The 13091-nt window shown below is 73.8% G+C and carries 12 protein-coding genes and 1 tRNA gene; 6 read left to right on the top strand and 7 right to left on the bottom strand.

Annotated elements, in window-relative coordinates; genetic code table 11:
- Positions 1-133 precede the first annotated feature (133 nt).
- Complete coding sequence (locus ACZ6I1_RS20710) at positions 134-601, bottom strand: GNAT family N-acetyltransferase (RefSeq protein WP_469289159.1); 468 nt, start codon at positions 599-601, stop codon at positions 134-136.
- Positions 602-661: 60 nt separating this feature from the next.
- Positions 662-1225, bottom strand: coding sequence for an FHA domain-containing protein (locus ACZ6I1_RS20705; protein ID WP_469289157.1), 564 nt, complete (start codon positions 1223-1225; stop codon positions 662-664).
- Between the two features lie 110 nt (positions 1226-1335).
- Between ACZ6I1_RS20705 and treZ the strand changes: the two genes are divergently transcribed.
- Positions 1336-3093: a malto-oligosyltrehalose trehalohydrolase gene (gene treZ, locus ACZ6I1_RS20700; RefSeq protein WP_469289155.1), complete on the top strand. Its 1758-nt coding sequence runs from the start codon at positions 1336-1338 to the stop codon at positions 3091-3093.
- A gap of 28 nt (positions 3094-3121) precedes the next feature.
- Here treZ and ACZ6I1_RS20695 read toward each other — a convergent pair whose 3' ends face one another.
- Entirely contained in the window at positions 3122-4246 is a 1125-nt protein-coding gene (locus ACZ6I1_RS20695; RefSeq protein ID WP_469289153.1) for a M24 family metallopeptidase, read from the bottom strand.
- A complete protein-coding gene (locus ACZ6I1_RS20690; protein WP_469289176.1) occupies positions 4243-5088 on the bottom strand; it encodes a LysR family transcriptional regulator in 846 nt (281 codons plus the stop codon). Before ACZ6I1_RS20690 ends, ACZ6I1_RS20695 begins: the two co-directional genes overlap by 4 nt.
- 77 nt (positions 5089-5165) lie before the next feature.
- Here ACZ6I1_RS20690 and ACZ6I1_RS20685 point away from each other — a divergent pair, with 77 nt between their 5' ends.
- Both ACZ6I1_RS20685 and ACZ6I1_RS20680 read left to right on the top strand, forming a co-directional pair.
- Positions 5166-5936, top strand: a complete 771-nt coding sequence (locus ACZ6I1_RS20685) for a CTP synthase C-terminal region-related (seleno)protein (protein ID WP_469289151.1) — start codon at positions 5166-5168, stop codon at positions 5934-5936.
- A gap of 74 nt (positions 5937-6010) precedes the next feature.
- Positions 6011-6083: transfer RNA gene (locus ACZ6I1_RS20680), tRNA-His, on the top strand.
- Positions 6084-6144: 61 nt separating this feature from the next.
- Here the strand turns inward: ACZ6I1_RS20680 and ACZ6I1_RS20675 are convergent.
- The 3 genes from ACZ6I1_RS20675 to ACZ6I1_RS20665 form a co-directional block, all read right to left on the bottom strand.
- A complete protein-coding gene (locus ACZ6I1_RS20675; RefSeq protein WP_469289149.1) occupies positions 6145-6900 on the bottom strand; it encodes an alpha/beta fold hydrolase in 756 nt (251 codons plus the stop codon).
- An 88-nt stretch (positions 6901-6988) separates the two neighbouring features.
- On the bottom strand, positions 6989-7327 hold the full coding sequence (locus ACZ6I1_RS20670; RefSeq protein ID WP_469289147.1) for an XRE family transcriptional regulator: 339 nt from the start codon (positions 7325-7327) through the stop codon (positions 6989-6991).
- A 126-nt stretch (positions 7328-7453) separates the two neighbouring features.
- The gene (locus ACZ6I1_RS20665) at positions 7454-9514 is read right to left on the bottom strand and encodes a phosphocholine-specific phospholipase C (RefSeq protein WP_469289145.1); all 2061 of its coding nucleotides are present in this window, start codon (positions 9512-9514) and stop codon (positions 7454-7456) included.
- A gap of 302 nt (positions 9515-9816) precedes the next feature.
- Here ACZ6I1_RS20665 and ACZ6I1_RS20660 point away from each other — a divergent pair, with 302 nt between their 5' ends.
- The 3 genes from ACZ6I1_RS20660 to ACZ6I1_RS20650 are packed head-to-tail and all read left to right on the top strand — an operon-like array spanning position 9817 to position 13054.
- Positions 9817-10839, top strand: coding sequence for a 3-oxoacyl-ACP synthase III family protein (locus ACZ6I1_RS20660; RefSeq protein ID WP_469289143.1), 1023 nt, complete (start codon positions 9817-9819; stop codon positions 10837-10839).
- Entirely contained in the window at positions 10836-11579 is a 744-nt protein-coding gene (locus ACZ6I1_RS20655) for a glycosyltransferase family 2 protein (RefSeq protein WP_469289141.1), read from the top strand. Before ACZ6I1_RS20660 ends, ACZ6I1_RS20655 begins: the two co-directional genes overlap by 4 nt.
- Entirely contained in the window at positions 11579-13054 is a 1476-nt protein-coding gene (locus ACZ6I1_RS20650; RefSeq protein WP_469289139.1) for a class I adenylate-forming enzyme family protein, read from the top strand. The genes ACZ6I1_RS20655 and ACZ6I1_RS20650 overlap by 1 nt, the downstream gene beginning before the upstream one ends.
- Positions 13055-13091: the final 37 nt, after the last annotated feature.

Below are 13091 nucleotides of genomic sequence, written 5' to 3'. Positions count from 1 at the left end.
ACAGTGCTGTAGCGAGGGTTTCGAGATCTGTCGTCACAAACAGATCAACGAGACCCTCGCTTCATGCGCCCGAGACTTCGGACTTACTCGTCTAGGGGTGTCGCGACCGCAGGTGGCCCACCGGGCCCTGGTACTAGGAGCCGTCCACCGGCAGGCCGTACCGGCGCTTGGACCGGCCGGTGGCGCCGAGCCGGTCGTAGAAGCGGATCGCGCCCTCGTTCCAGTCGGGGGTCTGCCACTGCACCTCGGTGAGGCCGAGCTCGCGGGCCAGGCCCCGTACGCCGTCCATCAGGGCGGCGCCCAGCCCGTGGCCGCGGGCGGCCTCGGTCAGGTAGAGGCAGTCCATGTGCAGGTAGTGCCCGGCGTCCCAGAAGGAGAACTCGGCGGAGCAGGCGGCGTATCCGGCGGCCTCGCCGCCGGGGGTCTCGGCCAGCAGCACCCACAGCCGCGCGTCCTCGGCGAACAGCTGCGGCCCGAGCCGCTCGGCGAGACCGGGGGCCCGGGGCGCCGACTTCTCGTACGCGATGTGCTCCCGCATGAGCTCGACCAGACGGGGCAGGTCGCCGACGCGTGCGCGGCGCACGACAGGTGTGTGTTCCATGCCCGCCACCCTGCACCACGGCCCGCCGGGCCGGCCCGGCGGGCCGGTCGACCGGAAGGTTCAGCTCGAGGACAGCCGGAAGGTCATCTTCCCGAAGCCGACCTGGTCGCCGTCGCGGACCACGGCGGAGCCGGTCACGCGGCGCCCGTTGACGGTGGTCCCGTTGGTGGAGCCGAGGTCCTTGAGCACCCACACCCCTCCGTGCAGGCTGAGCTCCGCGTGCGCCCGGGAGACGGTCTCGTGGCTGAGCCGCAGCCCGTTGCCGGGGTCGCGGCCGATCCGCAGGCCGCCCGCCCCGGGGTGCGGCAGCAGCAGCTTGGGCAGCTTCTCCGCCGCCCAGGCGCGCCGGACGCCGACCGACACGGCGGACACCCGCCCCACCCAGCCGAACAGCCGACGGGTCCAGGGGCTTTCGGTGCCCTCCCGCGTCTGGAGGTCGGCGGTGAGGACGGCGAGGTCCTCGGAACGGCGCGCCACCAGGGCGAGTTCCATCCGGCGCAGGAACGTGTCGTGGGACAGCTTGCCGAGGGCAGCGCCCTCTCTGAGCTGGCCCAGCGCCCGGTCGCGCTCGGCGTCCGAGAGCCGCGGCACGGGGTAGGCGGGGAACTCAAAACTCGACGTCACAGGGTGATTGTCGGCCCGTCGGGGCCGGAGTGTCCAGAACACCCCCGCCGCGGCCGGAATGATGGGCAGGATACGCATGCTGAACAGCGCCGCAGACGAGGGGAACGTCCGTGCAGTTCGAGGTGTGGGCACCGCTGACAGGTCATGTCGCCATGCGACTCGACGACGCGACGTACGAGATGGCGCGCGACCCGGAGCGCGAGGGCTGGTGGACCGTGCAGGCCCCCGCCTCCGACGGGAGCCGGTACGGCTTCCTGCTGGACGGCGCGTCCGTCCCGCGGCCCGATCCGCGCGGCCGGCGACTGCCGGACGGCCCCGACGGCCTGTCCGCGGTGGTCGACTTCGAAACCCTCCCCGGACCGGGGGCCGTACGGGCCCCGGCGCCGCGCACCCCCCTCCAGGACGCGGTCCTCTACGAGCTGCACATCGGCACCTTCACCCCCGAGGGCACCTTCGACGCCGCCTCGGCCCGCCTGGGCCACCTCACCGGCCTCGGCGTCACACACGTGGAGCTGATGCCCGTCTGCCCCTTCCCCGGCCGGCACGGCTGGGGATACGACGGGGTCGCCCCCTGGGCGGTGCACGAGCCGTACGGCGGACCGGCCGGGCTGGCCCGGTTCGTGGAGGCGGCCCACGCCGCCGGGCTGGGCGTGGTCCTGGACGTGGTCCACAACCACCTCGGCCCCTCCGGCAACCACCTGCCCGCCTACGGCCCGTACTTCACCGACACCCACCACACCCCGTGGGGCGCGGCGGTGAACCTGGACGCACCCGGCTCCGACGAGGTGCGCGCGTACTTCCTGGGCAGCGCGCTGGCCTGGCTGCGCGACTACGGGATCGACGGGCTGCGCCTCGACGCCGTGCACGCGCTCGCCGACGACCGGGCCCTGACCTTCCTGGAGGAACTGGCCGCCGCCGTGGACGAGCTGGCGGCCGAGACCGGCCGGCCGCTGTTCCTGATCGCCGAGTCCGACCGGTGCGACCCGCGCACGATCACCCCGCGCGCCGACGGGGGCCTGGGGCTGCACGCCCAGTGGAACGACGACTTCCACCACGCCCTGCACTGTGCCCTGACCGGTGAATCCCAGGCGTACTACGCCGACTTCGCCCGGGCCCCGCTGGCCGCCCTGGGCAAGACCCTGACCCGCGGCTTCTTCCACGACGGGACCTGGTCCTCCTTCCGGGGCCGCACCCACGGCCGCCCGGTGGACCGCCGCCGGACACCGGCCCACCGCTTCCTCGGCTACACGCAGACCCACGACCAGATCGGCAACCGGGCGCTCGGCGACCGGCTCGCCGCCTCGCTCTCCCCCGGGCTGCTGGCGTGCGCCGCGACCGTCGCGCTCACCGGGCCGTTCGTACCGATGCTGTTCATGGGCGAGGAGTGGGGTGCGGGCACGCCGTGGCAGTACTTCACGGACCATCCCGACCCGGAGCTGGCCGAGGCCGTACGGGCGGGCCGGCGGCGGGAGTTCGCGGCGCACGGCTGGAAGGCCGAAGAGATCCCCGACCCGCAGGACCCGGCGACCCGCGACCGCTCCTGCCTCGACTGGGCGGAGCCGGAGCGGGCGGACCACGCCCGCCTGCTGGCCTGGTACCGCACCCTCGTCGCGCTGCGCCGCTCGCACCCGGACCTGCGCGACCCGGACCTGGCGGCGGTCCGGGTCGCCCACGACGAGGAGCGGCGCTGGCTCACCTTCCGGCGGGGTGACGTACGGGTGGCCGTGAACTTCTCCCCGGAACCGGTGACGATCGCGCTGGGGCGCAACGGGGTACGGGTGCTGGCCGCCTGGGAGCCCCTCGAACACCCGGGCCCGGACGGGCGGATCCGCGTACCGGGCGCATCGGCCGTCGTCCTCGGCCCCTGACCCGGCTACCCGGCTACCCGGCTACCCGCTACTCGACGACCGCGAGCTCGCGCGGGGCGTTGTTGAGGCGGCGCCCGCCGTCCCCGGTGACGGTCACGATGTCCTCGATGCGGACGCCGAACCGGCCGGGCAGGTAGATGCCCGGCTCCACGGAGAAGCACATGCCGGGGACCAGGGGCTGCTCCTCGCCCTCGACCATGTACGGGGGCTCGTGGGTGGTGACGCCGATGCCGTGGCCGGTGCGGTGGATGAAGCGGTCGCCGTAGCCGAACTCCATGATCACCGCGCGGGCCGCGCGGTCCACGTCCTGGCAGGTGGCCCCCGGCCGGACGGCGGCCACCCCGGCCTGCTGGGCCTCGCGGACGATGTCGTGGACGCGCTGCTCCTCGGCGGCCGGCTCGCCCACGTGGACGGTGCGGGAGATGTCGGAGCCGTAGCCGTACCGCAGGCCGCCGAAGTCGAGGACGACCATGTCGCCGTGCCGGATGACGCGTTCACCGGCTTCGTGGTGCGGGTTGGCCCCGTTGGGTCCGGAACCGACGACGGTGAAGTCGACCTGGGAGTGGCCGTGTGCGCGCAGCAGCCCGGCCAGGTCCTCGGCGACCTCGGTCTCCCGGCGGCCCGCGAAGGGGAGGTGGAGGATCTGCGCGTAGGCGGCGTCGGCCGCGGCGCCCGCCGCCGCGAGGCGCTCCAGCTCCCGGTCGTCCTTCACCGCGCGCAGCATGGGCAGCGCGTCGGTGAGCGGAGCGTAGGAGGTGGCGGGCAACTCCCGCTGCAGTCCGAGGAGGTGCAGGGCCCAGGTGTTGTCGCTGACCCCGAACCGTCCGGCCGCGTCCAGCAGCGGGGCGGTGACCGTGTACGGGTTCTTCCCGTCGGTCCAGTCGCGCAGGGTCAGCGCGGCGGCGCCGGGGGCCTTGGCGGCGTCGGGGGCCTCCAGCGCGGGCACCACGAGCACCGGCTCCTGTCCGGCGGCCAGCACCAGCAGGGTGAGCCGCTCGGTTTCGGCGGTGGGACGGTAGCCGGTGAGGTACGTCAGGTCGGGCCCGGGTGCGATCAGCAGCCCGGCCAGTCCGGCGTCGGCGGCGGTCTGCGCGGCGGCGGCCATCCGGGCGGCGTAGTCCTCGGCCGTGAAGGGTGCGGGTTCGTGGGTCATACGGGTGATCCTGCCGTGAGCCGTGCGGCGAGCGCAGCGGCCGCGCCGGTCGGAGTTCCCGGCGAGAGCAGCTCCGTACGGTGCACCAGGCGCGGGACGGACAGCGGTACGGCGACCCCCGCGCCGGCGGCCGCGGCGACCCGGCGCGGCAGCAGGACGAGGCCGTGCCCGGCGGCGGCGAGGGCGCACAGGGCGAGCAGGTCGGTGCCGTCGTAGCGCAGGGCGGAGCGGCCGGCGGTGAGCGGCAGCCCGAGGCCGGGGGCGTCGATCCACCGGGCGTCGGCGAGGTCCTCCAGCCGGACGGCGGCCCGCCCGGCGAAGGGGTGCCCGTCGGGCAGCAGGACGGCCAGGCCCTCCTCGGCCACGCCCGTCACGGTCAGCGGGGCCACGTCGGGCAGCCGCAGCGGGTCGCTGGGCGCGGCGAGGCCGTCGACGAGGCCGAGGTCGCAGCCCCCGGTGGCGACCGCGGCGGGCACCTCCGCCGGGGGCAGCACCCGCAGGGTGACCCCGGTGGCGGGCAGCGCCGCGAGCAGCGCGGGGCCGACGGCCAGCGGGGAGGCGGCGAGCGTGACCCGGCCGGGCGGCGCGGCGGCCAGCCGCAGTACATCGGCCCGCGCGGCATCGAGCCGCAGCAGCAGCGGTCCGGCGTGCTCGAGCAGGCGCGTCCCGGCCGGGGTCGGCGCGACGGGCCGGCGGCTGAGCAGCTCGGTGCGCAGGTCTCCTTCGAGGGCGGCGATGTGCTGGGAGACGGCGGACTGGGTGTAGCCGAGCTCGCGGGCGGCCGCGGAGAAGGACGAGAGCCGGGCCACGGTGACGAAGGTGCGGAGCAGGTGCGGATCCATGGTCATCAGGTTTGCTTATCGAGCAAGCAAGAACAATCGTTGGCGCTGAAGCCGGACCCGCCCCCAGGATGATCCACATGACGACCGCGCAGATCGCCCAAACGACGCAGACGACCCAGACCACCCTGATCCCCCGGACCGCCCGGATCGCACTCGTCGGCGACCGCTCCCCGCACGTGGAGTCCCACGCCCGGATCCCGCTCCTCCTCGACGCCCTGGCTTCCCGCGACGGGCTCGTCCTCGACGCGTACTGGGTCCCCACCGGCGAGGCCGAAGCCGAGGCCGCCGCCGGGACGCTGGCCCGCTTCGACGCCGTGTGGCTGCTGCCCGGAAGCCCGTACGCCAGCGAGGCCGGGGCGCTGGCCGCGGTCCGGGTGGCCCGCGAGGAGGGCATCCCCTTCCTCGGGACCTGCGGCGGCTTCCAGCACGCCCTGCTGGAGTACGCCCGGTCGGTCTGCGGACTGGCGGACGCCGCGCACGCCGAGAACGACCCGGGCGCCGAAGACCTGCTGATCGCGCCGCTCGCCTGCTCGCTCGTCGGACACGAGGGCCTCGTACGGGCCCGGCCCGGCTCGCTCGCCGAGTCCGCGCTCGGCGCCGAGCGGTCGATGGAGCGCTACCACTGCAGCTACGGGCCGGCCCCCCGGCACCTGCCGGAGCTGACCGCGCACGGCCTGCGGCTGTCGGGGCACGACGAGGACGGGCAGGTCCGCATCGCGGAGCTGCCCGGGCACCCCTTCTTCCTGGCGACGCTGTTCCAGCCCGAGCTGCACGGCGACGGGACGCGTCCGCACCCGATCCTCCGGGCGCTCGCCGCGGCCGCCGTCGCCCACGCCGCCCGGCGATAACGCGTCGCGGGACCACCCTTCTGATCGGCTATGCTGTGCTTGCACATCGAACGGGTGGTCCGCCGCCCGTCGTGGTGGGTGTAGCTCAGTTGGTAGAGCACCTGGTTGTGGTCCAGGTGGCCGCGGGTTCAAGTCCCGTCACTCACCCTGTTGGTCCCGTGAGGGGTACGAGGTTTCCTCGTACCCCTCACGGGCTTTTCCGGGGTTCCTACGCGCGCAGGAAGGCCTCGACCTCGGCCGCGAAGGCCACCGGGGTCTCGTGCGGCGGGTAGTGGCCGGCGCCGGGGAGGGGGTGGACGCGGCAGTTCGGGTACGAGACCTGCCAGGTGGCGCGCATCACATCGGCGGTGAGCGCGAGGTCGTACTCGCCGACCACGACCAGCACCGGGACGGTGTTGCCCTTCACGGCCGCGGACAGGTCGAGCGGCTGCCAGCTCGCGAGGTAGCCGGCGAAGGCCTCGGGGCGGGAGGTTTCCAGGGAGTGGGCGACCATCCGGTCCAGCCAGTGGCGGCCGGCCCGGTGACCGGTCACCAGGTCGAGGATGGTCCGGCGCTTGGCCGGGTCCTCCGCGGCGCCGTAGAAGAGGGCGTGGGTCGCGTCGTCCATCTCGTAGGGCCCGGCGGGGACCGGGTTGATCCCGACGAGCTTCTCGATCCGCTCGGGGGCCCGCACGAGCACCTGCTGAGCGGCCTTGCCCCCCATGGAGTGGCCGAGGAGGGAGAAGGTGTCCCAGCCGAGCTCGTCGGCGAGTTCCAGGACGTCGTCGGCGATCTCGGGCAGGCTGTGGCGGCCGGGCACGTCACGGCGCTCCCCGTAGCCTCGGTAGTCGAGGAAGGCGTACGAGAACTCCTCGGGGTCCAAGTAGTCCAGCACGGAGCCCCAGTTGGCGCAGGTGCCGAACCAGTCGTGCAGGACGATGACGCGGACGGGTCCGGTGCCGATCCTGCGGTGGGCGATGGCCATGCGTTCTCCCTCGGTGACGGGCCGTCGAAAACCGACGCCGTACCTCCTGCCCAGCGGGCCTGCCGTCACACCGCCGCCCGCAGGCGAGTCACGCCACGGTGTACTCCGTGTCCCCGAAGTCGGCCACCACCCGGAGCCGTCCGCCGAGCGCCTCGACGTACGAGCGCAGGGTGGCGACCTCCGTCCGGTCGGTCTCACCGTTCTCGATGGCCGACACCCTGGGGGCCGAGACGCCCATGGTTTCCGCGACGTCCTTCTGGGTCAGTGCCTGCTCCTGACGGATCTCGGCCGGCCGGTAGGCGCGCACCTCGGCCATGAGCCGGTCCATCGCGGCCTGCTTCTCCACCGGAGACCGCACCGGCAGTCCGGCCGCCAGTCGGCGCTCGTACACCTGGCGCTTGACTTCGTCCCAGCCTACGGCGCTCATTCGTACTCCCTGGTCTCGAGTTCGGCGACGTGGGCCTGGTAGCGCTTGAGCCATGCCCGCGAAGTTAACGCAAGCGTTAACTTCGCGGGCGGCGGGAGAGGGTGGATTCACCCGTACGGGACCGGGTCAGACGGTTTTGATCGCCGGGTCGGAGATGCCCGGGGCGCCCGTTTCCACGTGGCCGGCGAAGCGGCGCAGGAAGGTGGTGTCGGCGTCGGAGACCACCCGGACGTCGTACCAGCGGCCCGTCGTGCTCAGGTCCACCGTGTACGCGGCGGTGCCGCCGGCCGCGACCCGCAGGGTCTGGGACGCGCCGCCGTAGGCGTTGGTCACCGTGAGGTTGACCGCCGCCGCACCGGAGTTGGTCAGGGTCAGCCTGAGGTTTCCGGTGGTCCCGTCGTGGCGGGCGGTGACCTCGGGGCCGGCCTTCTTCGCCGGCCCCTTCCAGGTGCGCAGGAAGCCGTTGGGGCCCCACACCGAAAGGTTGATCTGGTTGCCGGTGGAGCTGCTGGTGCTCCAGGTGTCCGAGAGGGTCTTGCCCGCCTCGACCGTGTAGGGCCAGGGGCCGTCCGTGCGGTTGCCCGAGGTGCTGTGGAAGTGGGCGCCGAGGGTGGGGCCGGAGGCGAAGGTCAGGGTGAACTTGCCGGTGGAGGGCGTCGCCCGGCCGTCCACGTACGGGCTGTAGCCCAGCGCCCGGGTCGGCTTGGAGCCGGCCTCCTGCCGGGGCAGGGAGCCCGTGGCCGGCACGGTCGGGTAGAACGACGGGTGGCGGTTCTTGTCCGGCGGGACGTACCCGGCCGTGGAGGGCAGCGCGGCGGGCGCGGCGTCCGCCCGGGTGAAGTCGAACGCCGAGGTCAGGTCACCGCAGACGGCGCGGCGCCACGGCGAGATGTTGGGCTCCTGCACGCCGAAGCGCTTCTCCAGGAAGCGGATGATCGACGTGTGGTCGAAGGTCTCGGAGCAGACGTAGCCGCCCTTGCTCCAGGGCGAGACCACGATCATCGGGACGCGCGGGCCGAGCCCGTACGGTCCGGCCGCGTAGCCGCCCCCGCCGTTGTACAGGTCGCCGGTGACGCTCGCGGTGGACAGGCCCCACGCCGAGGAGGCGGGCGGGTACGGGGGCACCACGTGGTCGAAGAAGCCGTCGTTCTCGTCGTAGGTGACGAACAGGGCGGTCTTCGCCCACACCGCGGGGTTCGCGGTGAGCGCGTCCAGGACCTGCGAGATGTACCAGGCGCCGAAGTTCGTCGGCCAGTTGGAGTGCTCGCTGAACGCCTCGGGCGCGGTGATGTACGAGACCTTCGGCAGGGTGCCGTTCAGCACGTCGGCGCGCAGCCGGTCGAAGTACCCGTCGCCCGCCTTGACGTTGGTGCCGGTGCGGGCCTTCTCGTAGAGGGGGCTGCCGGGCTGGGCGTTGCGGTAGGTGTTGAAGTAGAGCAGCGAGTTGTCGCCGTAGTTGCCGCGGAAGGCGTCGTTGATCCAGCCCCAGTGGCCGTTCGCGTCGAGGCCGTCGCCGATGTCCTGGTAGACCTTCCAGGAGATCCCGGCCGCCTCCAGGCGCTCGGGGTAGGTCTTCCAGCCGTAGCCGAGCTCCTGGTTGCCGAGGACCGGGCCGCTGCCGGTTCCGTCGTTGCCCGTGTAGCCCGTCCACATGTAGTAGCGGTTGGGGTCCGTGGCGCCGATGAAGGAGCAGTGGTAGGCGTCGCACACGGTGAAGGCGTCGGCGAGGGCGTAGTGGAACGGAATGTCGTTCCGGGCCATGTACGACATGGTCGTGGCCGTCTTGGCCGGGACCCACTTGTCGTACTTGCCGTTGTTGTACGCCTGGTGGCCCCCGGCCCAGTCGTGGTCCAGGCCCGTCAGGAACTGCATCCCGAGGTCCTCGACCTCCGGGTGGAAGGGCAGGATGTCCTTCGTCCCGTTGGACTGGTGGAAGACGGACTTGCCGTTGTCCTGGAGGACGGGCCGCGGGTCACCGAAGCCCCGGACCCCCTTCATCGCGCCGAAGTAGTGGTCGAAGGACCGGTTCTCCTGCATCAGGACGACGACGTGCTCGATGTCCTGGATCGTGCCGGTGGAGCCCTGCGCCTGGATGGCGGCGGCCCGCGCGATGCTGTCGTTCAGCATCGTCAGCGCGGCGGTGCCGCCGGCTATCTGCAGGAACCTGCGGCGGTTGAGTTCAGCCATGGGGTGACGACCTCTGCGGGTGAGGGGCGGGAGTCGAGGGGCGCCCCAAGGACAGCGCCCCCGGTGTACCGGACGGAGATCCTTGTCTGACACCTGGCCGTACAGCCGGAGAACGGCAATGGTCGCTGCCGACGGCCCGCGCGTCTGGCGAAGACGGTAAGGGAGCCACCCGTCGCGCAACAGCCCCCTGAATCACTCCACTTCGGAGCCGGTGCGCCGGCCGGGGATACTCATCCGGCCTGTGCACGGATCTGAGCATCCCTACTCAGGCCCGGGAGATGGCGGCTTGTCATCATGTGGGCATGCCTTTTCAGCCATGTGACCAGCGGCCGCGCGCCGGTATAACCGCCGTCGGCAGCATGCTGCCCGCCGAGGTGCTCACTTCGGACTCCCTCCAGCAGGAGGTGGCCCGGCGCAGCGGCCTGACGCTGCCGCCGACGCTGCTCCGGCAGGCCACCGGGATCGTCTCCCGCCGCGTCGCGGACGCCCACGTGTACGCCTCCACCCTCGCCGTGGGCGCGGCCCGCCGGGCGCTGGACTCCGCCGGCCTGAGCCCGCTCGACATCGACCTGCTGCTCTTCGCCTCCGCCTCCCGCGACATGGTCGAGCCCGCCACCGCGCACATCGTGCAGGCGGAGCTGGGGTCGCGGGCCCACGCCGTCGACGTCACCAACGCGTGCAACAGCTTCGTGAACGGCATCGACCTCGCCCGGTCGATGATCCTGGCCGGGCGGGCGCGCCGGGCCCTGGTGGTCACCGGCGAGACCCCAAGCCGGGCGGTGCGCAAGGATCCCGCCGGCATCGCCGAGTTCCGCAGCGGCTTCGCCGGGTACACGTTCGGCGACGCGGGCGCCGCCGTCGTGGTGGAGGCCGTGGAACACGGCGGGATCCTCGACGTGGACACCGAGACCCACTCGGAGCACTGGGAGGTCGGGGGCATACCCGGCGGCGGTTCGCGCCACCCGCGCGGCGACGAGCACACCTACTTCCGCGGCGACGGCCACGAACTGCGCGGCGTCTTCGAGAAGGTGGGCACCGCCGTCATCGACCGGACGCTGCACCGGACGGGGATGGACTGGGACGGCTTCGCCAAGGTGCTGGTGCACCAGGTGACCGTGCCGTACCTGGAGCGGTTCGCGGAGCTGACCGGGGTACCGGCCGGGAAGCTCGTGGTGACCGTGCCGGAGCTCGGCAACGTGGCGAGCGCGAGCATCGGGGTCCAGCTGGACCGGGTCTTCGCCGAACTGGAACCGGGACAGAGGGTGTTGTTCGTCGGACTCGGCGGCGGCATCAGCATCATGACGATGGTCTGGGAGAAGTCGTGAGCCGGTCGCTGTGGGTGGTCGTCCCCGCGCACGAGGAGGAGGCGCGCCTCGCGCAGACCCTGCGGGCCCTCGCCGCGCAGCAGGACCGGGACTTCACCCTGCTGGTCGTCGACAACGCCTCGGCGGACCGGACGGCCGCGATCGCCCGGGAGTTCGCGGCGGGCGCGCCGTTCCCGGTCGAGGTGATCGAGGAGCCCGAGAAGGGCGTCGGCTCGGCCGTGGACACCGGATTCCGGTACGCGATCGGCCGCGGCGCGGCCCTGCTGGCCCGCACCGACGCCGACTGCCTGCCCCGGCCCGGCTGGACGCGCGCCGCGCGCGCCGCCCTCACGCAGCGGCCCGGCCTGGTGTGCGGGCGGATCACCGCCCGGCGCGACGAACACGGCCCGCTGGGCCGGGCCGGCTTCGCCGTCCTCGTGGCGCTCGCCGCGCTGTTCGGGCGGCTGCGGCCCGGGCACGCCCGCCGCAAGGGCTTCCGGGCCCCGTACCGCATGCACGCCGGAAACAACATGGCCATCACCGCCGACCTGTACCTGGCCGTCGGCGGCATGCCCCGGCGCCCCTCGCCCACCGACCGGCTCTTCCTCAACGCCGTACGCCGCCACACCGACCGGATATCGCACTGCCGGCAGATGGTCGTGGAGAACTCCACGCGGCGCCTGCGGGCCTACGGGATCGCGGGGACCGCCCGCTGGTACCTGGACCAGGGCAGCGGCACCCACGGAACGGATCCCCGCTGATGCTCGACCGCCTCGACCATGCGCTGCGCAGCCGCCCCGAGCAGCCGGCCGTCCTCACCGCCACCCGTACCGGCGCCGCCCGCGTCCGGGCCACCCGCGGGGAACTCGCCGAGCTGTCCGACGCGTTCGCCGCCGCCCTGCACGCGCGCGGACTGCGCGCCGGGGACACCGTCGGCGTCGCCGTACGACCCGGGCCGCGGGCCCTCGCCGTCCTGCTCGCCCTGTGGCGGCTCGGGCTGCGCGGTGCCGTCCTCGACCCGGGTGCCGGGCCGGACGTGCTGCGTGCCCGGCTGTCCCTGGCCCGGCCCTCGCTGGTGCTGGCCGACGCGGCCGCGCAGGCGGTGGCCGGCTGGGCCCGGCCGCTGGCCCGCCGGGCGCGGCTCGCGCTGCCCGACCTCGCCGAGCTGGGTCCGGTGGCCACCGTCGGGCGCCGGCTGCCCGGCTGCGGGCCCGCGCTGGACCTGTCGGCCCCCCGGGCGGGGGTCCCCGTGCACGGGGACCACGACGGGGACGCGGTGATCGTGTTCACCTCGGGGACCACCTCCCGGCCGCGCGCCGTGGTGCACACCCGGTCGAGCCTTGCCGCCGGCATGGCCACGGTCGCCTCCCTCTTCGACGCGGCCCCGGACCAGCCCGTGCTCGGCGGCACCTTCTTCGTCCTGGTCCCCTCGCTGACCCGCGGCGCCCCCGTCGCCCTCCCGGCCCGCGACCCGCGGGTGCTGGCCCGCCAGCTCCACCGGCTGCGCCCCCAGGACACCTATCTGACCCCGCCCGGGCTGCGGGACGCGCTGGACGCGGGCGCCCGCTTCCACGGCCGGGTCTGGACGGGCTCGGCCCCGGCCGACGCCGCCCTGCTGGAGCGGGTACGGGCCGCGGGCGCGGCCCGCGCGTGGGGGGTGTACGCGCTCACCGAACTCTTCCCGGCCGCCGCGGTCGAGGCACGGGAGAAGTCCGCCTTCGAGGGCCCCGGCGACCTGGTCGGCACCCCGCTGCCGGGCGTCCTGGCCGAAACCGACGCCGACGGCCAGCTGCTGCTGGCCGGAGCCGCCGCCCGCCACCGCTACCTCGGCGAGGAGCCCGACGCGTGGGTGCGCACGGGCGACCGGGCGCGGCTGGACGGCGCGGGCCGGATCGTCCTGGAGGGCAGGTGCAAGGACATGGTGCTGCGCCGGGCGGAGAACATCTATCCGGGGCTGTACGAGCCTGCCCTGCACGTGCCGGGCGTGGAACTGGCCGTCCTCGTCGGAGTCCCGGCGGGCGACGGCGACGAACAGCTCGTCGCCGTCGTGCAGCCGGGCCGCGGTGTGGACGAACCCGCCCTGCGCAGCGCCCTGTCCGGCCCGCTCCACCGGATGGGCGCGGCACGCCCCGACGCCCTCCTCTTCGCCCGCATCCCCCTGTCGGGGCGCTCGCGCAAGCCGGACCGGGCGGCGACCTCCGCCCTGGCGGCACGGCGTCTCGGCCCGACGGCCTGACCGCCGCGGGCGGCCCCGTTCCCCGGTCCCCTTTCCC

This window comes from Streptomyces sp. NPDC046303, from assembly GCF_055588085.1.
Note: the sequence above shows the minus strand (reverse complement) of the source record. Positions and strands in the feature narration are given on the sequence as shown.

Excerpts from the sequence above, each read along its gene's own strand:
- ACZ6I1_RS20665 (WP_469289145.1), bottom strand. The coding sequence starts at position 9,514 with ATGGCTGAACTCAACCGCCGCAGGTTCCTGCAGATAGCCGGCGGCACC.
- ACZ6I1_RS20675 (WP_469289149.1), bottom strand. The coding sequence starts at position 6,900 with ATGGCCATCGCCCACCGCAGGATCGGCACCGGACCCGTCCGCGTCATC.
- ACZ6I1_RS20670 (WP_469289147.1), bottom strand. The coding sequence starts at position 7,327 with ATGAGCGCCGTAGGCTGGGACGAAGTCAAGCGCCAGGTGTACGAGCGC.
- ACZ6I1_RS20660 (WP_469289143.1), top strand. The coding sequence starts at position 9,817 with ATGCCTTTTCAGCCATGTGACCAGCGGCCGCGCGCCGGTATAACCGCC.
- ACZ6I1_RS20685 (WP_469289151.1), top strand. The coding sequence starts at position 5,166 with ATGACGACCGCGCAGATCGCCCAAACGACGCAGACGACCCAGACCACC.
- ACZ6I1_RS20650 (WP_469289139.1), top strand. The coding sequence starts at position 11,579 with ATGCTCGACCGCCTCGACCATGCGCTGCGCAGCCGCCCCGAGCAGCCG.
- ACZ6I1_RS20695 (WP_469289153.1), bottom strand. The coding sequence starts at position 4,246 with ATGACCCACGAACCCGCACCCTTCACGGCCGAGGACTACGCCGCCCGG.
- ACZ6I1_RS20710 (WP_469289159.1), bottom strand. The coding sequence starts at position 601 with ATGGAACACACACCTGTCGTGCGCCGCGCACGCGTCGGCGACCTGCCC.
- ACZ6I1_RS20690 (WP_469289176.1), bottom strand. The coding sequence starts at position 5,088 with ATGGATCCGCACCTGCTCCGCACCTTCGTCACCGTGGCCCGGCTCTCG.